Genomic DNA, 22,460 nt, shown 5'->3' with positions numbered 1-22,460 from the left:
GGCGGACCGCGGCGTTCTTCACATCCGCAGCGCTCTCCGCGTCGTCGCACGCCGCTCCCGAATAACGGGGTACAAGCTGACAAAAACTTACTAAACGCTCACTAGCTTTTTTGCCTACGCCGACCCTAGAGTGATGACGCCCTCAGCCCGGGGGCTCCAATCCTTTGACAACGATGTGAGGACGATGTGGTGAACCACGGATCGAGTGGCGTGACGATGTCCCGCCGTACAGCACTCGGACTGGGACTCGGAATCGCGGCGACGGGTCTGCTCGCAGCGTGCACCGGGACCGGTGGCGGTGCGAGCGGCGGCGGCGCCGGAGTGGCCGAAGCCAGCGCTTTCAAGCTGCCGACGCACGTTCCCCCGAAGACCGTTCCCGGCGGTCTCATCAGCAAGGTCGCCGGCATGCCGCCGACCTACACGAGCCCGCCGAAGTCGTACTTCACGAGCGTGACGGTTCCTCCCGGTGACGGATCCGAGGTCTCGAGCTTCCAGATCCTCTGGGGCGCGCCGCCGGACCCGCTCGAGAAGAACCTGTACTGGCAGCAGGTCGACAAGAACATGAACATCAAGTTCAACCCGACGCTCGTGCCTTCTGACAGCTACAACGACAAGATGGCGACGGTGATCGCATCCGGCGACATCCCCGACCTTCTGTTCGTGCAGGACACGACGGCGATCGGCAGCCAGGCCATCTCCAACGGCGTGTTCGCCGACCTGTCCAAGGTGCTCGCCGGCGACGGCATCCTGAAGTGGCCCAATCTCGCCAACATCCAGACGGGCACGTGGCAGGCGTCGCAGAAGAACGGCCACATCTACGGCATCCCGAACGAGAACGCCTACCTCAGCAACTTCCCGGTGATCAGGTACGACCTCATGAAGAAGGCCGGCCACTCCGAGTTCCCGAAGGACGCCGACGGCTTCAAGGCGATGCTCACCGACATGGCGAAGCTGAAGAGCGTGAACGGCATTCGCTTCTGGCCGATCGCCGGCCTCACGGGCCTCGTGCAGGGCATGTTCCAGTGGATGTTCCGCGCCGGAACGGGCTGGCAGCTCGACGGCGGCAAGCTCGTGAACGTCATCGAGACGGATGCTTTCGAGCAGACCCTCAAGTACGAACGCGAGCTGTGGTCCGCCGGTGTTTTCCACCCCGACGCGCTCTCACTGGCGAGCCAGACACAGAAGAACGCCGGGCTGTTCGGAACCGGTCAGGCGGCAATCCACCTCGACTCCGTGAACGGATTCTTCGGCGCGTCGATCCTGACGAAGCTGACCAGCGGCAGCACGGCCGTCAAGGGAGCGGATCCGAAGTTCCTCGTCCCGCCAGGACACGACGGCGGCAAGATCGTGGTCCCGCGCGACTCCGGCTATTGGGGCATCGTCGCCATCTCGGCCAAGGCCGCGCAGGACCCGAAGAAGCTCAAGCAGCTGCTCGGCGTGTGCAACTACTGGCGTGCGCCGTACGGGAGCAAGGAGTCCCTCTTCATCAACTCCGGCATCGAGGGCGTGAACTACAAGTTCGACGACGACATGGCGATGGTTCCGCTGGGGAACACGCAGGCAGATGCCGACCGCGCCGGCGTGCAGTGGCTGGGCTGCTTCAACGCGCCGACCACGCGCATCCCTCAGGCCGCCGAGAAGTTCGCGCAGGACTACCAGACGCAGGTCGAGAAGCTCACTGCGGCGACGGTGCCCGACCCGACCGTCGGACACTACTCGGCGACGAACGCGAGCGCCTCGGCGAAGCTCACGCAGATCAGCCAGAACTACCAGAACGGCATCATCTCCGGTCACATGCCGATGAGCAATCTGGCCAAGTACCGCAAGGAATGGCGTCAAGCTGGCGGCGACAAGATCCGCGCCGAGTACCAGAAGGCGCTCGACAAGAAGTCATGACCGACCGCACTCAGATCGCCCCGAGCCCGCTGGCCGGCACGGTGCGTCCCCAGGGACGCGCCGTGCCGACCGGTCGGCCGCGCGCCAGCCTGTGGACCCGCATGAAGCGGGCGCGGGCGATGTACGCCTTCATCCTGCCCGGATTCGTCTTCTTCGTCGTCTTCGCCTACGTGCCGCTGCTCGGAAACGTGGTCGCGTTCCAGGACTTCTCGCCGTTCCTGGGCATCTTCGGATCGCCGTGGGTCGGGCTGCAGAACTTCATCGACATCTTCAGCGACCCCGAGGTGCTGAACGCGGTGAAGAACACGCTGATCATCTCGCTGCTGCAGATCGTGTTCTCGTTCCCAGCACCCATCCTTCTCGCGCTGCTCCTGAACAGCCTCGTGTCCGACCGGCTCAAGCGGTTCCTCCAGGGCGTCGTCTACCTGCCGCACTTCATCTCCTGGGTGATCGTCATCTCGATCTGGCAGCAGGTGCTCGGCGGCGCGGGGCCCGTGGCGGGACTGCTCGACAAGATCGGCCTGCACGACGTCAACATCATGACGAACCCGGACACGTTCGCGGTGCTCGTCACCTCCCAGGTCATCTGGAAGGACGTCGGCTGGGGCACGATCATCTTCTTCGCCGCCATCCTCGCCATTCCGCAGGAGTTGTACGAATCCGCGGCCACCGACGGCGCGAGCGCGTGGCGGCGCACCTGGCACATCACGCTGCCCGGCCTGGTGCCGATCATTTCGCTCCTGCTGATCCTGCAGATCGGCAACGTGCTGACGGTCGGGTTCGAGCAGATCCTCCTGCAACAGCCGGCGGTCGGATCGGATGCGTCCGAGGTGATCGACACGTTCGTCTACTTCCGCGGAATAGCCGGCGGTGACTGGGGTCTTGCGGCTGCCGCGAGCCTCTTCAAGGGCGTGATCGGCACGCTGCTCGTGGTCGGAGCAAACAAACTCGCCAAACGGATGGGAACAGGAGGGATCTTCTGATGGCGGTCGTGGATGCACTTTCACCGGCGAAGCGCCGGGTACCGGGTCTGAAGACCACCGGCCGGCCGCCGTGGGCGGAGAAGCCGTCGATCGGCACGCAGATCGCGAAGGCCGTGATCATCGCGGTCATCGTGGTGCTGATGCTCTATCCGTTCCTCTACGTGATCCTGATGAGCTTCGCGTCGAACCACGATGCCGAGTCCGGCGCGTTCTTCCCGACGAGCTTCTCGTTCGACGCCTACAGGTCGATCCTCGCCGGTGGTGTCGTCACCCGCGCCCTCGGTGTCTCGGCGGTGATCACGATCGTGGGCACGACGCTGTCCATGATCTTCACCACGACGCTCGCCTACGGCCTGACCAGGACGAAGGAGGTGCCGTTCGCGAAGCCGATCCTCGTGCTCGTGCTGTGCACCATGCTGTTCGGCGCGGGGATCATCCCGAACTACCTGCTCGTGCGGTCGCTCGGCATGATCAACACCTATTGGGCGCTCATCATCCCGGGGCTCATCTCGGCCTTCAACATGGTCGTGGTGCGCAACTTCTTCATGGAGCTGCCCCCGGAGCTGATCGAGTCGGCGAAGCTCGACGGCGCCAACGAGTTCCAGATCTTCCTCAGGATCGTGCTCCCGCTGTCGAAGTCGGTGCTGGCCGTCGTCGCACTGTTCTACGCCGTCGGGTACTGGAACTCGTTCTTCAACGCGTTGATCTATCTGAACGACACCACGATGTGGCCGGTGCAGCTCGTGCTGAACCAGTACGTCGTGAAGGGCACGACGCTGACGGATCTGCCCGCGAACATCCCGCCGCCTCCCGGCGAGACGATCCAGAAGGCGGTGATCGTGCTGTCGACGATCCCGATCCTGATCGTCTACCCGTTCGCGCAGAAGTACTTCACGAAGGGTGTCCTGACCGGCGCGATCAAGGGATGAGAAGTGGCTCGCCGTGTTCCCCCACGCACGGCGAGCCACCTCCCCGGCGGTCCTACGCCGGGTCCGCTCCCGTTTCGTGCCCGATTCGTGCCCGATTCGCGCCCGAGCGGATCCGGTCAGCCTCACTCCGTCGTGTCCGCACCCTTCGTGTCGTCGTCACCTTTCGTGTCGTCGTCACTCTTTGTGCCGTCCTCGGCGCCCTCGCCGAGAGCGACGCCGATCAGGCTCTCGATCGTGCGCTTCGTCGTGGCGGCCATGTCCACCGATCCCGGCGCGAGCAGCCACTGCACCTGGAGCCCGTCCATCACGGCCACGATCGCGGACGCCGTCTCCTCGTCGTCGAACGACGCGGTGATCTCGCCCGCGTCACGCGCCGCGCTGATCGCTGCCACGATCATCCGCCGCAGCCCCTCATACCGAGAACGGAACCACTCTTGAGCCGGATGCCCGTCCGTCACGCTGTCCGCGGACAGCACGGTGTAGAGCCTCGTCGACTCGTGCTCCGTCTGGTTGACCGCTGCCGTGTCGACGAGGTGCCGCAGGAAGTCCATGCCTTCCGGTCGCACACCGTTGCTGTCGACCGCACGCCGGATGTCGCGCGAGTCACGAGCCGCGAGCAACTCGGTGAGCAGGATCTCCTTGGACTTGAAGTGATGAAGGATCCCGGCGGGCGTGATCCCCACTTCTCCGGCGATGTCGGCCAGCGAGGCGCCGTTGAAGCCCTTCGAGCCGAACATCTCGGACGAGATCTCGAGGATCTTCTGCTTGCGCAGTCGGCTCTTCCGCTTCTGCACGCCCTCGCCGTCGACGCTGCGACTCTCGGCCGGCTCGTTCGCATCCGGAGTCCGGTCGTCTGACGTACTGAGGCTCATGCGCACAGCGTAATCGGATTGCAGTATTACTAAACGCTCGTTAGGAAGATTCGAATGACAGACACCATCGCGACGGTCACGACCCGACTCGTGCGCGGCGAACAGGGCCGCATCGTCGACCCGGCAGGACGCACAGCGCTCCGCCGCGGCATCGGAATCGGCAACTGGTTGCTCCCCGAGGGCTACATGTGGGGCTTCGGCGATCCCGTCACCTCACCGCGCGCCATCGAGGCGTACGTCGCGGAACTCGTCGGCGAGGAACGCGCCGCCGAGTTCTGGACGGGCTTCCGTCGTGCCTTCTTCTCCGAGGCGGATGTCGCGGCCATCGCCGCCGAGGGATTCGACCACATCCGGCTGCCCATCAACTCCCGCGTCGTCATGACGGACGCGGGCGAGTTCATCGAGTCCGGATTCGCCATCATCGAGGAGTGCGTCCGGTGGTGCGAACGGCACGGCCTGCTCGTGGTGCTCGATCTGCACGGCGCCCCAGGCGGTCAGACCGGCACGAACATCGACGACTCCCCCGCCGGGCGTCCCGACCTCTTCATGGCCGACGGATACGCCGACCTCACAGAGCACCTCTGGCTGGAGCTCTCCCGCCGGTACCGCGATGACGACACCGTCGCCGCCTACGACCTGCTCAACGAACCGCTGCCCGGCGACTACCAGCACAGGTTCGCGGATGCGCTGGCCGCGATCTACCGCCGGCTCACGGCCGCGATCCGTGCCACCGGGGACCAGCACCTCATCATGTACGAGGGCAGCAACTGGGCGAACAACTGGGCGATCTTCACCGCGGTGTGGGACGAGAACACCGCCCTCCAGTTCCACAAGTACTGGTCGCCGCCGGATCGCGCGAGCATCGCCGACTACCTTCGCGCCCGCGATGAGCTCGGCCTGCCGATCTATATGGGCGAGAGCGGCGAGAACTCCGTGGAGTGGATGCAGACGGCCTTCCAGCTTTTCGAGGACGAGTCCATCGGCTGGAACCTGTGGCCGTGGAAGAAGATCGACACGCCGACCTCTCCGCGTTCCGTGCCTGCGCCGGACGGCTGGGCCGACATCGTGGCCGGAACGACGGATGCCGCGGCGCGGCCGGACGCCGAGTCGGCGTGGCGCATCCTCACCGATCTGCTCGGCGCCATGCGGCTGCAGAACTGCGACCGGCGCGGCGACGTGGTGTCCGCGGTGTTCCGCACGGCACCGCTGTCCATCCCCGCGACCGGATACGTCTTCCGCGACCTGCCTGCCGCGCGACGCACCGAGGATGCGACGGCTTCCCGTCTGCTCGACGAGGTCACGGGCGATCGATCGGCCCGGTCCGCCGGTGATGTTCCGGACGTCGCGAACGGTGTCACGACCGAGGGCACGACCGAGGGCACGGACGGAAGCAGCGACGACGTCACGAACGAAGGCTGGATGCGGTCCAGGAACGAGGGCTTCCGGGCCGGGGACGGCCCGCGGATCGTGCGCACCCGACCGGATTCTCCACTCAACCCCTTCGCCCCCGCCGAGGAGGAACGCGCAGCGGCCGGCACCTTCGAGGTCCAGCTCGACTCGGGCGATGAAGTCAGTTACGACGTGGGACTCCGTGAGGCTCGCGCGGTGGTGGTGCGCGCATCCGGTCCGGCGATCGAGGGCCTCGAGTACGTCTGGGACGACGGGGCGCCATTCGTCCAAGACGCCGCGCGGGTCGGCGCCGAGACGGCGTCGCATCCGCTCTCCTCTGGCCGGCACCTGCTCACGCTGCGCGCCGGGGACGTGCCGGTGCGGCTGACCGCGATCAGGGTCGATGTGGCCGATTAGCCGACAGCGGCCACGCCCGCTCAGGGGCTCGATCGGGTCGGCCCTGCGAGCGAGCTCGCAGAGCTCTCGCCGGGGTCACCTCAATCGCCTCTAGGATTGGGGCGTCACCCCAGCCCCTTTCATCGAGGAGACGTCATGCCCATTGCGACCCCGGACCAGTACGCCGAGATGCTCGATCGCGCGAAGAAGGGCGGCTTCGCGTATCCCGCGATCAACGCCGCGTCGTCGCAGTCGATCAACGCCATCCTGCAGGGTCTCACCGAGGCCGGCTCCGACGGCATCATCCAGGTCACGACCGGTGGTGCCGACTACTTCGCCGGCCAGACCGTGAAGGCGCGGGCGACCGGCGCTCTCGCCTTCGCGAAGTTCGCGACGGAGGTGGCGAAGAGCTACCCGATCACCGTCGCCCTGCACACGGACCACTGTCCGAAGCCTGCGCTGGAGGACTTCGTGCTTCCGCTGATCGCCGCTTCGGAAGAAGAGGTGAAGGCGGGACGCAACCCGATCTTCCAGTCGCACATGTGGGACGGTTCCGCGGTGCCGCTGGCGGAGAACCTCGAGATCGCACAGGAGATGCTGCGTCGCACGAAGGCGATCAACGCCATCCTCGAGGTCGAGATCGGCGTCGTCGGCGGCGAAGAGGACGGCGTGCAGCACGAGGGCACCAACGACGCGCTCTACACGACCGTCGGCGACGTGACGAAGGCCGTCGAGGCTCTGGGACTGGGCGAGAACGGGCGGTACATCGCGGCCCTCACGTTCGGCAACGTGCACGGCGTGTACAAGCCTGGCAACGTCAAGCTGCGTCCCGAGCTGCTCGGCGAGATCCAGGCCGGCATCGCGGAGCGCTTCGGCGCGGGCCCCAAGCCGCTCGACCTCGTTTTCCACGGCGGTTCGGGATCGACGGACGAGGAGATCGCGCAGGCGGTCGCCAACGGCGTGGTGAAGATGAACATCGACACCGACACGCAGTACGCGTTCACGCGTTCCGTCGCCGGCTACATGCTGAGCAACTACGACGGCGTTCTGAAGATCGACGGCGAGGTCGGCAACAAGAAGCAGTACGACCCGCGCGCATGGGGCAAGGTCGCCGAGACTGCCATGGCACAGCGCGTCATCGAGGCGACGCAGCAGCTCGGCTCGGCCGGTCAGTCGCTGACGGGCAAGTAGGAGCAGGGAACCTCACGGAGGGGAGCGGTCGCCGCACGAGCGCGACCACTCCTTCAGGCGAAGAGGGCGTCGGCCACGTGCCGACGCCCTCTTCGCACATCCGGATCGTCTCGACCCTCGCGGGGTCGTCCGCTCCCCGGTGTCAGCGCCCCTGCTGGAGGAACGCGAGGAACACGGGATCGTGGAACACCAGCACCAGAAGCCCCGCGCTGTTCACGAGGCTCGCGAGCACGCCGGCCACGAGCGGGATCCAGAACGCGATCCGGCCACGGAGGATCGTCAACGTCGACAGACCTGCAGCGACCACCCAGAGCGCCATAGACACGATGGCGATCACGTCGGCGACGGTGCCGGTGAGCGACGTCACCGTGTAGTCGCCCGTGATACCGGCACTGCTGTAGAGCAGCGCGATCTCGTCGGGGATGTCCGAGCGCTGCATGATCGTCGTGATCACGTTATAGAGCCCGAGCACGAGCAGCGCGATCGTGATCACGCGGTCGGCGGGATGCCTCAGGAACGCCGATCCGTTGTACGCCGCCGGCGAGTCGGGGTCGACCGGCGGGTTCTGCCGGGTCGTGGCATCCGCGGTGAACGGATGCTGGGTCGGCGCGCTCTCGACCTCATCGGGCTCCGGCGGTGCGTAGTGCGGGTTCGTCTCCGGCGCCTTGATCGCCGCCCGCTGTTCTTCGGGGGTGGCGTATTCGCCGTACTGCGGGCGGGGACGGGATCCTGCGTCGCTCATCGTCCTCGACCTCCGAGGGCGCGCTCGTCCTGGTTTCCGGACTCGTCGCGGCGCAATTCCTTGGGCAACGAGAACATGAGGTCTTCTTCCGCGGTCTTGACGATCTCCACGTCGCCGTAACCGGCATCCGCGAGGTCGTCCAGGAGCTCCTGGACGAGCACCTCGGGCACGGATGCGCCGCTCGTCACCCCGACAGTCGAGACGCCATCGAGCCACTCCTGCTGCACCTCGCTGGCGTAGTCGACGCGGTGAGCGTCCTTCGCGCCGTTCTCGAGCGCCACTTCCACGAGCCGCACGGAGTTCGAGGAGTTCGCCGAGCCCACCACGATGACGAGGTCGGCGTCCTGCGCCACCTTCTTGATCGCGACCTGCCTGTTCTGGGTGGCGTAGCAGATGTCGTCGCTCGGCGGGTCCGCGAGGTTCGGGAACCGTTCGCGCAGGCGCCGCACGGTCTCCATCGTCTCGTCCACCGAGAGCGTGGTCTGCGACAGCCACACGACGCGGTCCGGATCGCGCACCTCGAGCGCGTCCACGTCGTCGGGACCGTTCACCAGGGTGACGTGATCAGGAGCCTCCCCCGCCGTGCCCTCCACCTCTTCATGGCCGGCGTGGCCGATGAGCAGGATCTCGTAGTCGTCGCGGGCGAACCGCACGGCCTCGCGGTGCACCTTGGTCACGAGCGGGCATGTCGCGTCGATGGCCCGCAGTCCTCGGTCTGCGGCGGCCTGCACGACGGATGGCGCAACGCCGTGCGCGCTGAACACGATGTGCGCACCCTCCGGCACCTGGTCGACGTCGTCGACGAAGATGGCGCCGCGCTTCTCCAGCGTGGAGACGACGTGGATGTTGTGCACGATCTGCTTGCGCACGTAGACGGGCGCTCCGTAGCGCTCCAGTGCTTTCTCGACGGCGATGACGGCTCTATCCACACCCGCGCAGTATCCACGGGGTGCGGCCAGCAGCACCCGCTTGGGTCCGGGGCCCGGGATATCCTTGAGCCTGCCCCGAACGCCGGGAAGGCGCGGCATCGCCAGGTCGATCGTCGTGTCGGTCACGGTCGTCAATTCTAGGTTGAGCGCCCGTGCGGTTCCGGTGAGCGGGCGAGCGGGCGCTTGTCACGGGGCTGATCGAGTACGGAGTGCGGCGGAGCCGCGAACTGGAGGGAACTGCGCGTGCCGGATGCCCTGCCCACCGTCGAGACTCCGTGGCCGGTCGCCATCCTGGCCGGCAAGATCCGCGACTACATCGATCGCCTCGGCAGTGTCTGGGTGGAGGGTGAGATCACGCAGTGGGGCGTCTCCGGCGGGAACGTCTACGGCAAGCTCAAGGATCTCGAGGCGGAGGCGACGGTCTCCTTCACGATCTGGTCGTCCACGCGGGCGAAGATCCCTGCTGATCTGAAGCAGGGCGACCGCGTCATCGGGCTGGTGAAGCCCAACTACTGGTTCAAGGGCGGCACGCTCACCATGCAGGTGTACGACATGCGGCATGTCGGCCTCGGCGATCTGCTGGAACGGCTCGAGCGACTGCGCACCCAACTGCGTGCGGAGGGCCTCTTCGACGTCGGTCGCAAGAAGACGCTGCCGTTCCTGCCGCACTGCATCGGGCTCGTCACCGGCAAAGACTCGGACGCCGAGAAAGATGTGCTCCGCAATGCGCAGCTGCGCTGGCCTGCCGTGCGGTTCCGGGTGCGGCACGCGACCGTTCAGGGCGACAGGTCGGCGGCCGACGTGGCCGCCGGCATCCGCGAGCTGGATGCCGACCCCGAGGTCGACGTCATCATCGTCGCCCGCGGTGGCGGCGACTTCCAGAATCTCCTGCCCTTCAGCGACGAAGCCCTCGTGCGCACCGCCGCGGCGTGCTCGACGCCGCTCGTCAGCGCCATCGGACACGAGAACGACCGTCCGCTGCTCGACGACGTCGCCGACCTCCGCGCGTCGACGCCGACGGATGCCGCCAAGCGCGTCGTCCCCGACGTCGCGGAGGAACTGCTGCGCGTCCAGCAGGCGTCGACGCGAATGAACAGCAGGGTGACGGCCTTGCTCAGCCACGAGATCGACCGGATCAGCCAACTCCGCTCGCGTCCGGTCCTTGCCTCGCACACGTGGATCGTCGATTCGCGCTCGGAGGACCTCACGCGCTACGTCGCCAGGGGCGAGGAACTCGTCAGCCGTCACCTCGAGCGCGCCGAGAACGCCTCCCGCGAGCTCGCCATGCGGCTGCGTGCGCTCTCGCCGCAGAGCACCCTCGATCGCGGCTACGCGATCGTGCAGAGCGCATCGGGCATCGTGCGGTCCGCTTCCACGGCCCCGAGCGGCACGGCTCTCACGGTCACCGTCGCCGACGGCGCGATCGACGCCGTGTCCACAGGGGTCCGCGACGACGGACTCTCCACCGGCCCCGACGCACTCAGCGAGCGTCCGTCGTCCGCTCGTTAGGATGGATGCCATGCCAACCGACTCCGCCGGCCCTGCCGACACGCGCCTCGGCGAGCCGCGATCCGCGGACCCGGATCCGAATTCGCTGAGCTACGAACAGGCTCGCGACGAACTCATCGGCGTGGTGTCCCGCCTCGAGCAGGGCACCCCGACGCTCGAGGAATCCCTCGCGCTCTGGGAGCGCGGCGAGGAGCTCGCCCGCCGCTGCGAAGAGTGGCTGATCGGCGCGAAGGCCCGGCTCGACGCGGCGCGCGCCGGCGTGGACCGCGGCGCATCAGACGATCCGCGAGGGGACGCTGCCTGAGGCCATGGCGAAGAACGAACATCCGGTCGTCGCCGAACTCGGCCGGCCGGAGACCGCCAAGGAGACCGCGGAGCGCAAGGCGCAGGCATCCTCGGATCACCGCCGCAGGCAGACGGTCAACAATCTGGTCTACTCGCTGCTGGCGACACTGGGACTCGTGCTGGTCATCGTGCTCATGGTGCCGCGCGCCGTCCCGGAGACGACCACGAACGTCGACTACAAGAAGATCGCTGCGCAGGGCGCCGGAGTTGAACCGGACCCGTTGCTCACTCCCGAACTGCCGAAGAGCTGGACGTCGAACTCCGCGCAGCTGCGACAGGAGACCGACGACCACGTCGACGAGTGGTACATCGGGCTGATTACTCCGTCGAAGGAGTACATCGGCATCGCCCAGGGCTTCAACGCCAACGGGACCTGGCTGGCGGACCAGGTGGCGAACACGCGTGCCGTCTCCACGACGACGATCAACGGCATCATCTGGAACATCTACGACAACCGCGACTCCAGCCGCGATGTCGGAGACGCCAAGTACGCGCTGTCGACGAAGCAGGGCAAGAGCACCGTCGTCGTCTACGGAACGGCGTCGAACGCGGAGTTCCAGAAACTCGCGGAGTCCGTGAGCACGCAACTCATCCACGATGCGAAGGGTCATTGATGACGAACACCAACCCGGCACGAGCCTGGTCCCAGCTGCAGGCCGGCAACGCTCGCTTCATCGCGGGAGCGCCGCTGCACCCGCATCAGGATGCCGAACGGCGTGCCGAGACCGTGGGTTCGCAGGCCCCCGTCGCGACCATCTTCGGATGCAGCGACTCGCGTCTGGCCGCCGAGATCATCTTCGACCTTGGGCTGGGCGACGCGTTCGTCATCCGCAACGCCGGACAGGTCATCTCGGAGTCCGTGCTCGGATCCATCGAGTACGCGGTCGCGGTGCTGCATGTCCCGCTCCTCCTGGTGATGAGCCACGACAGCTGCGGCGCCGTACGCGCGGCCATCGACTCGGCGGCGCCCGACGCCGACCGTCTTCCGCCCCATATCGCCGACCTGATCGCCCCCATCGTGCCTGCGGTACGTCGCGTCGCCGGCGAGGTCACCGATCCGACCGCCGTCGACTCGACCGAGGTCGCACGCGAGCACGTGAAAGACACGGTCAGCGAGCTGCTCCGTCGCAGCGAGCTCGTCGCCCAGGCCGTTGCCGACGGCGAGTTGGCGATCGTGGGCGCGAACTATCGACTCAGCGATGGAACCGTCACCTCACACCTCGTCATCGGCGAGGTGTGAGGCAGCGCCCAGCGCACTCACAACGCACGACAGTCACCAGATACGACAAGGGATCCTCGAATGGACAGCCACAATCCCGGCGATGACGCCGGCTACCGCATCGAACACGACACCATGGGCGAGGTGCGGGTCCCCCGCGACGCGCTCTACAGTGCGCAGACCCAGCGGGCCGTTGAGAACTTCCCGATCTCCGGCTCCCGCCTCGAGTCCGCGCAGATCGCGGCTCTCGCGCGCATCAAGAAGTCGGCGGCGCTGGCGAACGCCCGGCTGGGCGTGCTCGACGGCGAGATCGCGGAGGCGATCGCGGCAAGTGCCGACGAGGTGATCTCCGGCATCCACGACGACCAATTCCCCGTCGACGTCTATCAGACGGGCAGCGGCACGTCGTCGAACATGAACATGAACGAGGTTCTGGCCACGCTGGCCACTCGTCGCCTCGGACGTCCGGTGCACCCGAATGACCACGTGAACGCGTCCCAGTCCTCCAACGACGTGTTCCCCACCTCGGTGCACATCGCCGTCACGGGCGCGCTCATCGACGACCTCATCCCGTCGCTCGACCACCTCGCCGTGGCGTTCGAGGAGAAGGCCGAGCTGTGGAAGGACGCGGTCAAGTCCGGACGCACCCACCTCATGGACGCCACCCCCGTCACCCTCGGCCAGGAGTTCGGCGGATACGCGGCGCAGATGCGCCTGGGCATCGACCGCGTGCAGTCCGCCCTCGCTCGCGTGGCCGAGGTTCCGCTCGGCGGCACCGCCGTCGGCACCGGCATCAACACGCCTGCCGGATTCCCGCAGCTGGTCATCGAGCTCCTCACCCAGGAGACCGAGCTGCCGGTCACGGAGGCGCGCAACCATTTCGAGGCGCAGGCCAACCGCGACGGCCTGGTGGAGGCATCCGGCGCACTGCGCACCATCGCGGTCAGCCTGACGAAGATCTGCAACGACCTGCGCTGGATGGGCTCCGGCCCCAACACCGGCCTCGGCGAGCTGCACATCCCCGACCTGCAGCCGGGATCCTCGATCATGCCAGGCAAGGTGAACCCGGTGATCCCGGAGGCGACGCTCATGGTCGCCGCCCGCGTCATCGGCAACGACGCCACCATCGCGTGGAGCGGCGCGTCGGGCGCGTTCGAGCTCAACGTCGCCATCCCGGTCATGGGGACCGCACTCCTGGAGTCGATCCGTCTGCTTTCCAACGCGTCGCGCGCGCTCGCGGACAAGACTGTCCGTGGCCTCGAGGCCAACCTCGAGCGTGCTCGCGCCCTTGCCGAGTCCTCTCCCTCGATCGTCACCCCGTTGAACAAGATCATCGGATACGAGGCTGCAGCCAAGATCGCGAAGCACTCTGTCGCCCAGGGCATCACGGTTCGCGAGGCCGTGATCGACCTCGGTTTCGTCGAGCGCGGCGAGGTCACGCTCGAGCAGCTGGACACGGCACTCGACGTGCTCAGCATGACCACCCCGCCGACGGCGAAGTAGTCCATTCCGGGCAGCCCGGTGGCCGAGGCGATCCTCTCGACCACCGGGCTGCTCCGTCTCTGCGCCAGCACATGTCTGCCGCGACAGCGTGCGAGCCGAGACAACGCGTCAGCACGAGCCGCGCGGGTCAGCCGAGGAACGGCAGCACGGCGAGCGACACCCAGAAGCCGCCGAGCAGGTACGGGCCGAACGCGATGTCACCGGATCCGCCGCGCATCGCCAGCCGAGCCAGCGCCGCCCCACCGGCGACGATGAAGCCCAGCACCACGGCGCCCACGACGACCAGGATCGAGACGGATGCCCCGGCGAGCGCCAGCACCGCCGCGAGCTTCGCGTCTCCCATGCCCATTCCGCCCGCGATGACCACGAGCAGAAAGAATCCGCCGACCGCCAGGGTCGTCAGGAGGGCTCCCACCGGTGCCCTGCCTGTGGCCAGCCATCCGAACACCACGCCTACGGACGCGAACGCGAGACCGGGCAGCACGAGCGCGTTCGGCAGCCGGTGCTCGGTGGCGTCGACGCGGCACAGCTCCGGCGTGACGAGCGCGAGGTAGAGGCATCCGACCAGTTCGAACCGCCATCCGACAGCCCACACGGCGGTGACGACCAGGGCGGCGGCCAGCGGTGTCTGCCATGCCGCCCGCCGGACGAACGGTGAGAGCAGGCGACGCGACGACAGAACGGGAACGGACACAGCGCGACGATAGCGAGGGGGCGGATCCGGGCTCCGGACTTGTGCACAAGCGCACGCCCGCCACGAGTACCGATTCCTCGCAGGCGCGGGGCCCGTCCGCGGGCAGCGGGCGCTGTCCGTCCACGTGCAGGGTTCCACGGCTCACACGCCGGGCCGTCACGAGCCGTTCCGTCCGGGCGCGGCCGACGGGAACGGAGCGCTCCACCAGACAGAGCCGCGCGCCGGCCCCTCCCCGGCGCGCGGCGTCCCTCGAGCTGTCGGCTAGGCGATCTCGCCGAACTCCAGCAGCTCGGTGACCAGAGCGGCAATGGCCGACCGCTCGGAGCGCGTCAGCGTGACGTGTCCGAACAGCGGATGCCCCTTCAGCGTCTCGATCACGGATGCCACCCCGTCGTGCCTGCCCACGCGGAGGTTGTCGCGCTGGGCGACGTCGTGGGTGAGCACGACCTTCGAGTTCTGGCCTATGCGGCTGAGCACCGTGAGCAGCACGTTGCGTTCCAGGGACTGCGCCTCGTCGACGATCACGAAGGCGTCGTGCAGGGACCGCCCGCGGATGTGCGTGAGCGGCAGCACCTCGAGGATGCCGCGGTCCGCGACCTCGTCGATCACGTTCTGCGAGACGACGGCACCGAGCGTGTCGAAGACGGCCTGACCCCAGGGATTCATCTTCTCGCCCTGGTCTCCCGGCAGATATCCGAGCTCCTGCCCGCCGACGGCGTACAGCGGACGGAACACCATGATCTTCTTGTGCTGCTGGCGCTCCAGCACCGACTCGAGTCCCGCGCAGAGCGCCAGCGCGGACTTGCCGGTTCCGGCACGCCCGCCGAGCGAGAGGATGCCGATCTCCGGGTCCATCAGCATGTCGATGGCCAGTCGCTGTTCGGCCGACCGTCCGTGCAGTCCGAAGATGTCCCGGTCTCCGCGTACGAGTTTCATCACCCCGTCGCCGGTCACCCGGCCGAGCGCGGATCCGCGTTCGGAGTGCACGATCAATCCCGTATTCACCGGAAGCTGGGCGACGAGATCGCTCGCGAGCTCCTCGTGCTCGTACAGCTGGGCCATGTCGTTGGATCCGAGGTCGATCTCGGCGACGCCCGTCCATCCGGATTCCGGTGCCAGCTCCGCACGGTACTCTTCGGCGGAGAGGCCGATGGACGCCGCCTTGACCCGCAGCGGAAGGTCCTTCGACACGACGGTGACGGTGAGCCCGTCGTTCGCGAGGTTCTGCGCGACGGCGAGGATCCGGGAGTCGTTGTCCCCGAGTTGCAGGCCGCTGGGCAGCACCGACATGTTGGAGTGGTTCAGTTCGACGCGCAGCGATCCCCCGTCGCCGACCGGCACCGGGAAGTCGAGGCGCCCGTGGCGCACCCGCATCTCGTCCAGCAGACGAAGGGCCTGTCGGGCGAAGTACCCGATCTCAGGGTCGTTGCGCTTTCCCTCCAGTTCGCTGATCACGACCACCGGGATCACCACGGCGTGTTCGGCGAACCGGAACACCGCCCGCGGATCCGACAGGAGCACGGACGTGTCGAGCACGTACGTGAGCTCCGTCTGGTGCGTTTCGCGATCGAGTGCGGCCTGGTCCGATGACAAGGTGTCCACCGACGTCATCGGCTCTGGGGTATGCATCGCGGTCACAACCACTCCCACCCCGCGCCTCCCAGGGGGCCGGCGCGGATCTTGTCGGCGAAGCGGTCGCACCTTTCAAGACGATTCCATGACGGCCGCCTCGGCCGGGCACGATGCCCGACACCTCGACGGTAGGCCCGTCGCGTCGCATCGCGTCGGAGGACACACCCGGCCGTCGGTTACACGCACGTGAACTCTTCGACACCCGGGGTCGAGCGTGTCGCGACGCCTTCGCGGCGAGCGAGGGCACCGCGTCCGCGGAGCCGACTTGAGCGGTCGGATCGCCTCTACGCCGTGGCGAAGGAGGTGAACGCGCCCCGCAGCATCTCGAGCGTCTCGTCTCCGCACGACACGTGCACGCTCAGCCGGACCGTGTGCTCCCTGGTCGTTGCCGTGATGCCGTGGTTGAACAACGACGCGCCGAGAAGCGTCAGACGTTCCTGACCGGGCTCCAACACCACGATTCCGGCGCGTTCCGGGGTCTCGCGCGCCGACGCGATCGGGATGCCGTACTCGTCTGCGAGGTCGATCACGCGATCGACGCGATCCGCGACGGCCGCCTCGATCACATCCACACCGACGGATGCCACATCCTCGAGCGCCGCGGAGAGCCGCGCCTGAGCCACGCTGTCCGGCCGCGCAACTGTGAACGCCGTGGCTGCGTGCACAGGCGGAAGCACCTCGTCGAACGGATCAACGACGCCCGCTCCCGTGTGCCCGCTCCACACCGGCGTGAGGTTGTCGATCGCGCGCTCCGACAGCGCCATGAACCCGGCGCCCCATCCTGCGCGCAGCCACTTCTCGGCACCGACCACGACGACGTCGGCGACCTCGTACGGCGCATCCACAACACCGAATCCCTGCACGGCGTCCACGATCAGCAGTCGGTCTCCGATGACCTGCCGGATGCCGTCGATATCGGCGACGAATCCGGTCCGCGAGTCGACGAGACTCACGGCGACGGCCGTGACGGCGCTCGTGAGCTGCTCCTTGACCGTTCCGGGGGTGACGCGACCGTGATCCGTCTCGAGCCACACCGGCTGCACGGCGTGCAGAGCCTCCGACGCCCTGGCGGCCGCGAACGTGATCGACGGGAACTCTGCGCCGGACACCAGCACGGCTCCGGTCAACCCGAACATGGCGTGCATGAGTCCGCTGCCCACATTCGGCTGGAAGACGATCCGCTCGGCGTCGAATCCGGTGAGACGGGATGCCGCATCCCTCATCCGCGCATCCTCGGCGCGGAACGCGTCCAGCGACCCGAACCTGGCACGGGAGAACACCTCGTTGATGCCCTGTACCTCGGCTACGACGGACGCGGACAGTGGACCAACTCTGCCGAAATCCAAATAGCCCGGATCTTCCAGGAAACCTTCGGCGAACTCTTCGACGGTTGTCACGGGACCTCCCAGTTCCATTCTGCTGTGTTGCAGGGAGCAGACAACAGAGTCAGTCCACCCGGACCTCCATCGATATCAACCGCCGTAACGCCGGTGGCGACGGGAGTAGTCGCGCATGGCGCGCAGGAAGTCGACCTCGCGCAGATCCGGTCCGAGCGCTTCCACGAAGTAGAACTCGCTGTGGGCGCTCTGCCAGAGCATGAAGTCGCTCAGGCGCTGCTCGCCGGAGGTGCGGATGACGAGATCCGGATCCGGCTGGCCGCCGGTGTAGAGGTGCGAGCCGATCAGGTCGGGCGTCAGACGCTCGGCGAGGTCTTCAAGGCTCCTGCCTTCTGCGTGATGCTCAGCGACGATGCTGCGCATGGCATCCGTGATCTCCTTGCGGCCGCCGTACCCGACGGCGAGGTTCACGTGCATGCCCTCGTTCTTGCCTGTGCTCTCCTCGGCGTCGGCGAGTGCCTTCACGAGCCGCCCGGGCAGGCCGACGGTCGTTCCGACGTGCTGAACGTGCCAGTCGCCGGCCGCCGACACCGCGTGCGCGAGATCGGCGATGATCTCTATCAGGTCGGCGAGCTCGCCGCGGTCCCGATTCGTGAGGTTGTCTGCGGACAGCAGGTAGAGGGTCACGACCTTCACGCCGAGCTCGTCACACCAGCGCAGGAACTCGAGCATCTTCGCGGCACCGGCACGGTGTCCGTGCGCAACGGTCTCCAGGCCCAACTGGCGGGCCCACCGGCGGTTGCCGTCGATGATCATCGCCACGTGGTGTGGAACGACGGCGGGGTCGAGGCTCCGCCGCAATCGATTCTGGTACAGCCCGTACAGGAAGCCCGGGCCGGGCCACGGGATCCGGCGAGATGTCACCCGAATACGTTAGCGCGCGTAAGCGGCGACACGATCCGCGCCGACCAAAGCAGCGACCGGCACTGGCCGCACCTTCCCAGCTTCGCGGCATATGTCCCCGCCTAGGCTTGCCACATGCCCCGCACCCCGCACGAGTACGTCGACGTCGCCGACGAGCTGGCGCAGTCGGCCGACACGCTGTCGGCAGCCGACGCCGCCGTCAAGGCCGACGACGTGCACGAGCGCGGCATCCCGAATCTTCCCCTCGTGGATGCCTCGGCCGCCAACCCGGGAGAGCTCAAGCCCACCTGGCGTGGCTGGATCCACGCCGCGACGTTCCCGGTCACCGTCGCGGCCGGAATCGTGCTCATCTGCCTCGCCGACGGTGCGCCGGCGAAGTGGGCGTCGGCGGTGTTCATGCTCACGTCGATGCTGCTGTTCGGCAACTCGGCGCTCTACCACCGCTTCAACTGGAAGCCGCGAGCCAAGGTCCTGCTCAAGCGCATCGACCACGCGAACATCTTCCTGCTCATCGCCGGCACCTACACGCCGCTCGGAGTGCTCGCCCTGCCGACGCAGAAGGGCATCATCCTGCTCTCGATCGTGTGGGGCGGCGCGTTGCTCGGCATCGCATTCCACGTGTTCTGGATCACGGCGCCGCGCTGGCTCTACGTGCCGCTGTACGTGATCCTGGGGTGGGCGGCGCTGATGTACGTCGTCGACCTGGTGAACGCCGACGTGGCCATGATGGTCCTCGTCTTCGTCGGCGGTGGTTTCTACACCATCGGCGCTCTCGTGTACGGGCTGAAGCGTCCGAATCCGTTCCCCGACAAGTTCGGCTTCCACGAGATCTTCCACACGCTGACCGTGCTCGCGTTCCTCTGCCACTGGACCGCATGCCTGCTCATCGTGCTGCACCCGGCGTACCACGCCGGCTGACGTCCGCCGGCGCCGGCGCGCGCCCGAGCGTCACCGCCCCGCCCGCCGTCAGGCGATGACTGCGAGGGCGAGAGTCGCGGCCACGACCGTCACCGGAGCCACCACTGCCCCGATCGCCATGTAGCGTCCCCACGGCACGGCCACGTCGAGCCGCCGCAGCCTCGAGTGCCAGAGCAACGTCGCCAGCGACGCCCACGGCGTGATGAGCGGCCCGACGTTCACTCCGATGAGCAGGGCCATGAGCTGCGCCGGATGCCGCACCGCCGGTTCCAGCGCCAGGTACGCTGGCAGGTTGTTGGCCGCGTTCGCACCCAGCAGCCCCACTCCTGAGACGCGCAGAAGCGCGAGCGGCGACGAACCGGATCCGACCAGTTCCCGTACGACGGCGCCGGATCCGAGCGCCTCGACGGCTCCCGCGGCGAGGAACAGCCCGCCGGCGAACAGGATCATGGACCAGGGCACGAGAGCGAACCGGAGGGCGTCCCGGCGGAGCACGGCGAACACGACGCACAGCACCGCAGCGGCGACGCACGCCGGTATCCACACCGGAATCCCCGAGACGAGCGCCGGCAGCAGCGCGAGGATGACCACTGCAGCAGCAACGGTCAGCCTCCGATCGCGCAGCGGCCGGGCCTCAGGAGCGACGAATCGCGCGGCGAGGGTCTTCCGCCCCAGCATCGCGATCGCGATGCACGGCACGAGAACGGCGACGATCGCCGGCGCCCAGCTGAGTGCCACGAATCCCGCGGTGCCCACCCCGCCCGCTCCCGCACCGCCCAGCCGCTGCTCCGCGAGAAGGTTGGTCAGATTGGAGACGGGGAGGAGCAGGGAGGCGGTGTTCGCCAGCATCACGGTGGTCAGCGCGAAGGGAAGCGGATTCAGGCGCACGTGCCGCGCCATCGCGACCACGATCGGCGTGAGGAGCACGGCGGTCGTGTCCAGCGACAGGAAGATCGTGCTGAGGGTGGCCACGACGACGGTCAGCAGCCACAGCACCCAGGCGCTGCCGCGGGCCGATCGCGTGATCCAGGCGGCCAGCAGGTCGAAGAGTCCGGCCTCGGCCGCGAGCTCCGCCACCACGGTGATGGCCACGACGAACAGCAGCACCGGCCAGACGCGCTCGAGGAGCGCGAGCGCATCCGGCCCGGGAAAGATTCCCGTCACGATCGCGATCAGACCCGCGGCGAGCAGCACCGCGCCGACCATCGCCGTACGCACAGGTTGGTGTTGTCCTCGCGGTCAGGCGCCGCGATCGGGACGACGCACGTCGCCGTCCCCGGATGCCGGGCGCGAGACCTCGACGTCCGATCCGCCGGCGCGCGCGGCCTCTTCGGCGTCGAGCTTGGCGTTCACCTCGGCGCGGTACCGGGTGCGGCGCACTCGCCGCATCATGTCCCAGACGAGCAGGATCGTGGCCACGCCGACGCACAACGTGATGATGAAGCCCCAGACGCCAGGGGTGACGAGGTCCGCGTTCGGTGTGGTGGGCGTCGGCGATGGTGTGGCCGCAAGGAGCAGGATGGTCAGCACCTAGTCACCCTCGATTCCGGCGAACAGGTCGTTCTCGGGCACTGCGGTCTCCACTTTCGAGTCGATCAGCTGGAAGTCTTCGTACGGCCATGCTGCGCGCTGCACGTCGTTCGGCCAGAAGAAGAACGAACTGTCAGGCGACACCTGGCTGGCGTGCGAGCGCAACGCGGCATCCCGCGCATCGAAGAAGTCGCCGACGGGCACATGCGTGGTCGCCAGATCGGGCCGGCCCTCCCACCGCTGCTTCATCTCGTCGAAGTGCTCGAGGAGCGGAGACTCCGGATCTTCGACGCGCACGCGCTCGGCCACGCTCGTCATGCGCGTTGCGTTGAACGTGCGCTCGAAATAGAGCTTGTCGATCTGCCAGGGCGCACCCTGTGCCGGATAGCGGGAGGCATCGGCCGCCCAGTCCCGCGCCACCATCGACACCTCGTGACAGCGGATGTGGTCCGGGTGCGGGTATCCGCCGTTCTCGTCGTAGGTGACGAGCACGTGCGGACGGAACTCGCGGATGACCTTCACGAGCGGCTCGGCGGAGATCTCCAGCGGGATCGACGCAAACGAGTTGGCCGGCACGCTGCCGTCTTCGCTGGGCATACCGGAGTCGACGTAGCCCAGCCAGCGGTGGCGGATGCCGAGAACACGCGCCGCGGCCTCCATCTCGATCCGTCGCAGGCCGGGCATGTCCCGCTCGGCGAAGGCTCTGGCCTCGAGCCCCTCGTTGAGGATGTCGCCCCGCTCGCCGCCGGTGCAGCTGACCACCATCACCTCGGCGCCACGGTCCACGTAGTACGCGTAGGTGGCCGAGCCCTTGCTCGACTCGTCGTCGGGATGGGCGTGCACGGCGAGCAGGCGAAGAGTCACGGTAGGCATCCGGCAATCTGGGCGGTGGAGGGCTTGACAGGTGAGAGCACGTAGGCTTGTTCCACAGCCTAATCGTTCGATATCGGAGGTCGCCTCGTGCCCGAACCCACGGCATCCGGGCGCAACGTATCCCCAGCGGCCGACACCGTCGGCGCTCGCTACGGACGCACCGCACGCACCAAGAAGCGCGACCGCTGGCTGCTCATCGGACTCGGCGCCTTCATCGTCGTCGTCATGGCCTGCTGGACCGTGTGGGCGGGCCTCGACCAGGTGAACGGTTCCGGCATCAGTGCGGATTCCGGCTCCGACCAGGTGATCGACGCGCAGCACGTGAAGGTCTCGTTCACCGTGTCCGCGGATGCCGGCGCCTCCGTCGCCTGTGCCATCGAGGCTCAGGATGTCGATTTCACCGTCACAGGCTGGAAGATCGTTCAGCTTCCCGTCTCCGCCAAGACGACCCGGTCCTTCAGCACCGTGGTGCGCACGATCCAGCCGAGCGTGACCGGATCGGTGGACTCCTGCTGGTCTTCGGCGACCCGCTGACGTAGAATCCTCTGATACGCCCTGACGGACACGTCGGGGCGTCGATGTTGATGGAGGCACTGTCAGCGCCAGCCGGCGCGTGCCTCCAAGCCCGTTGTCCCCCATCCCTAGGAGT

Annotated in this window: 22 protein-coding genes; 12 read left to right on the top strand and 10 right to left on the bottom strand. The window is 67.5% G+C overall.

The annotated features are described in order from the left end of the window. Positions 1 to 216: 216 nt before the first annotated feature. Genes ACX9R5_RS09765 through ACX9R5_RS09755 form a run of 3 tightly spaced genes read left to right on the top strand, consistent with a single transcriptional unit; the run spans position 217 to position 3,808 of the window. Entirely contained in the window at positions 217 to 1,896 is a 1,680-nt protein-coding gene (locus ACX9R5_RS09765; RefSeq protein ID WP_459408785.1) for an extracellular solute-binding protein, read from the top strand. Further along, the gene (locus ACX9R5_RS09760) at positions 1,893 to 2,879 is read left to right on the top strand and encodes an ABC transporter permease (RefSeq protein WP_459408784.1); all 987 of its coding nucleotides are present in this window, start codon (positions 1,893 to 1,895) and stop codon (positions 2,877 to 2,879) included. The genes ACX9R5_RS09765 and ACX9R5_RS09760 overlap by 4 nt, the downstream gene beginning before the upstream one ends. Further along, entirely contained in the window at positions 2,879 to 3,808 is a 930-nt protein-coding gene (locus ACX9R5_RS09755) for a carbohydrate ABC transporter permease (RefSeq protein ID WP_459408783.1), read from the top strand. Before ACX9R5_RS09760 ends, ACX9R5_RS09755 begins: the two co-directional genes overlap by 1 nt. A gap of 122 nt (positions 3,809 to 3,930) precedes the next feature. On the opposite strand, the gene ACX9R5_RS09750 is transcribed toward ACX9R5_RS09755, so the two are convergent. Further along, positions 3,931 to 4,680 carry a TetR/AcrR family transcriptional regulator gene (locus ACX9R5_RS09750; protein ID WP_459408782.1) on the bottom strand — a complete coding sequence of 250 codons (750 nt, stop codon included), beginning with the start codon at positions 4,678 to 4,680 and terminating at the stop codon, positions 3,931 to 3,933. Positions 4,681 to 4,734: 54 nt separating this feature from the next. Between ACX9R5_RS09750 and ACX9R5_RS09745 the strand changes: the two genes are divergently transcribed. Beyond that, a complete protein-coding gene (locus ACX9R5_RS09745; protein WP_459408781.1) occupies positions 4,735 to 6,486 on the top strand; it encodes a glycoside hydrolase family 5 protein in 1,752 nt (583 codons plus the stop codon). 135 nt (positions 6,487 to 6,621) lie between these two features. Continuing rightward, positions 6,622 to 7,656 (top strand): class II fructose-bisphosphate aldolase, encoded by a 1,035-nt coding sequence (gene fbaA / locus ACX9R5_RS09740; protein ID WP_459408780.1) that lies wholly within the window; start codon positions 6,622 to 6,624, stop codon positions 7,654 to 7,656. A 142-nt stretch (positions 7,657 to 7,798) separates the two neighbouring features. On the opposite strand, the gene ACX9R5_RS09735 is transcribed toward fbaA, so the two are convergent. Next, on the bottom strand, positions 7,799 to 8,398 hold the full coding sequence (locus ACX9R5_RS09735; RefSeq protein WP_459408779.1) for a DUF6264 family protein: 600 nt from the start codon (positions 8,396 to 8,398) through the stop codon (positions 7,799 to 7,801). Then, positions 8,395 to 9,426 (bottom strand): 4-hydroxy-3-methylbut-2-enyl diphosphate reductase, encoded by a 1,032-nt coding sequence (locus tag ACX9R5_RS09730; protein WP_459409063.1) that lies wholly within the window; start codon positions 9,424 to 9,426, stop codon positions 8,395 to 8,397. Before ACX9R5_RS09730 ends, ACX9R5_RS09735 begins: the two co-directional genes overlap by 4 nt. A gap of 138 nt (positions 9,427 to 9,564) precedes the next feature. Between ACX9R5_RS09730 and xseA the strand changes: the two genes are divergently transcribed. From xseA to ACX9R5_RS09705, 5 genes are read left to right on the top strand one after another with little or no spacing between them, the layout of a single operon-like run. Beyond that, positions 9,565 to 10,836 carry an exodeoxyribonuclease VII large subunit gene (gene xseA / locus ACX9R5_RS09725; protein ID WP_459409062.1) on the top strand — a complete coding sequence of 424 codons (1,272 nt, stop codon included), beginning with the start codon at positions 9,565 to 9,567 and terminating at the stop codon, positions 10,834 to 10,836. Between the two features lie 10 nt (positions 10,837 to 10,846). Beyond that, on the top strand, positions 10,847 to 11,140 hold the full coding sequence (locus tag ACX9R5_RS09720; RefSeq protein WP_459408778.1) for an exodeoxyribonuclease VII small subunit: 294 nt from the start codon (positions 10,847 to 10,849) through the stop codon (positions 11,138 to 11,140). Between the two features lie 4 nt (positions 11,141 to 11,144). Beyond that, entirely contained in the window at positions 11,145 to 11,795 is a 651-nt protein-coding gene (locus ACX9R5_RS09715) for a DUF4245 domain-containing protein (protein WP_459408777.1), read from the top strand. Next, positions 11,795 to 12,421 (top strand): carbonic anhydrase, encoded by a 627-nt coding sequence (locus tag ACX9R5_RS09710; RefSeq protein WP_459408776.1) that lies wholly within the window; start codon positions 11,795 to 11,797, stop codon positions 12,419 to 12,421. Before ACX9R5_RS09715 ends, ACX9R5_RS09710 begins: the two co-directional genes overlap by 1 nt. Before the next feature lie 60 nt (positions 12,422 to 12,481). Continuing rightward, a complete protein-coding gene (locus tag ACX9R5_RS09705; protein WP_459408775.1) occupies positions 12,482 to 13,903 on the top strand; it encodes a class II fumarate hydratase in 1,422 nt (473 codons plus the stop codon). Between the two features lie 127 nt (positions 13,904 to 14,030). On the opposite strand, the gene ACX9R5_RS09700 is transcribed toward ACX9R5_RS09705, so the two are convergent. The 4 genes from ACX9R5_RS09700 to ACX9R5_RS09685 all read right to left on the bottom strand — a co-directional run bounded on the left by ACX9R5_RS09700 (position 14,031) and on the right by ACX9R5_RS09685 (position 18,490). After that, on the bottom strand, positions 14,031 to 14,597 hold the full coding sequence (locus ACX9R5_RS09700) for a prepilin peptidase (protein ID WP_459408774.1): 567 nt from the start codon (positions 14,595 to 14,597) through the stop codon (positions 14,031 to 14,033). A gap of 261 nt (positions 14,598 to 14,858) precedes the next feature. Further along, positions 14,859 to 16,208, bottom strand: coding sequence for a PhoH family protein (locus tag ACX9R5_RS09695; RefSeq protein WP_459408773.1), 1,350 nt, complete (start codon positions 16,206 to 16,208; stop codon positions 14,859 to 14,861). A 305-nt stretch (positions 16,209 to 16,513) separates the two neighbouring features. Continuing rightward, positions 16,514 to 17,626 carry an aminotransferase class V-fold PLP-dependent enzyme gene (locus ACX9R5_RS09690; protein WP_459408772.1) on the bottom strand — a complete coding sequence of 371 codons (1,113 nt, stop codon included), beginning with the start codon at positions 17,624 to 17,626 and terminating at the stop codon, positions 16,514 to 16,516. A 75-nt stretch (positions 17,627 to 17,701) separates the two neighbouring features. Further along, positions 17,702 to 18,490: an isoprenyl transferase gene (locus ACX9R5_RS09685; RefSeq protein WP_459408771.1), complete on the bottom strand. Its 789-nt coding sequence runs from the start codon at positions 18,488 to 18,490 to the stop codon at positions 17,702 to 17,704. 114 nt (positions 18,491 to 18,604) lie between these two features. Here ACX9R5_RS09685 and trhA point away from each other — a divergent pair, with 114 nt between their 5' ends. Beyond that, positions 18,605 to 19,408: a PAQR family membrane homeostasis protein TrhA gene (gene trhA, locus ACX9R5_RS09680; protein ID WP_459408770.1), complete on the top strand. Its 804-nt coding sequence runs from the start codon at positions 18,605 to 18,607 to the stop codon at positions 19,406 to 19,408. Positions 19,409 to 19,456: 48 nt separating this feature from the next. On the opposite strand, the gene ACX9R5_RS09675 is transcribed toward trhA, so the two are convergent. Genes ACX9R5_RS09675 through mca form a run of 3 tightly spaced genes read right to left on the bottom strand, consistent with a single transcriptional unit; the run spans position 19,457 to position 21,811 of the window. Then, on the bottom strand, positions 19,457 to 20,626 hold the full coding sequence (locus ACX9R5_RS09675; protein WP_459408769.1) for an ArsB/NhaD family transporter: 1,170 nt from the start codon (positions 20,624 to 20,626) through the stop codon (positions 19,457 to 19,459). A gap of 21 nt (positions 20,627 to 20,647) precedes the next feature. After that, a complete protein-coding gene (locus tag ACX9R5_RS09670) occupies positions 20,648 to 20,938 on the bottom strand; it encodes a hypothetical protein (protein ID WP_459408768.1) in 291 nt (96 codons plus the stop codon). Then, the gene (mca, locus tag ACX9R5_RS09665; protein WP_459408767.1) at positions 20,939 to 21,811 is read right to left on the bottom strand and encodes a mycothiol conjugate amidase Mca; all 873 of its coding nucleotides are present in this window, start codon (positions 21,809 to 21,811) and stop codon (positions 20,939 to 20,941) included. 87 nt (positions 21,812 to 21,898) lie between these two features. Between mca and ACX9R5_RS09660 the strand changes: the two genes are divergently transcribed. Continuing rightward, positions 21,899 to 22,345, top strand: a complete 447-nt coding sequence (locus ACX9R5_RS09660) for a DUF4307 domain-containing protein (protein WP_459408766.1) — start codon at positions 21,899 to 21,901, stop codon at positions 22,343 to 22,345. Positions 22,346 to 22,460 lie beyond the last annotated feature (115 nt).

Source organism: Rathayibacter sp. CAU 1779 (assembly GCF_054551755.1).
Note: the sequence above shows the minus strand (reverse complement) of the source record. Positions and strands in the feature narration are given on the sequence as shown.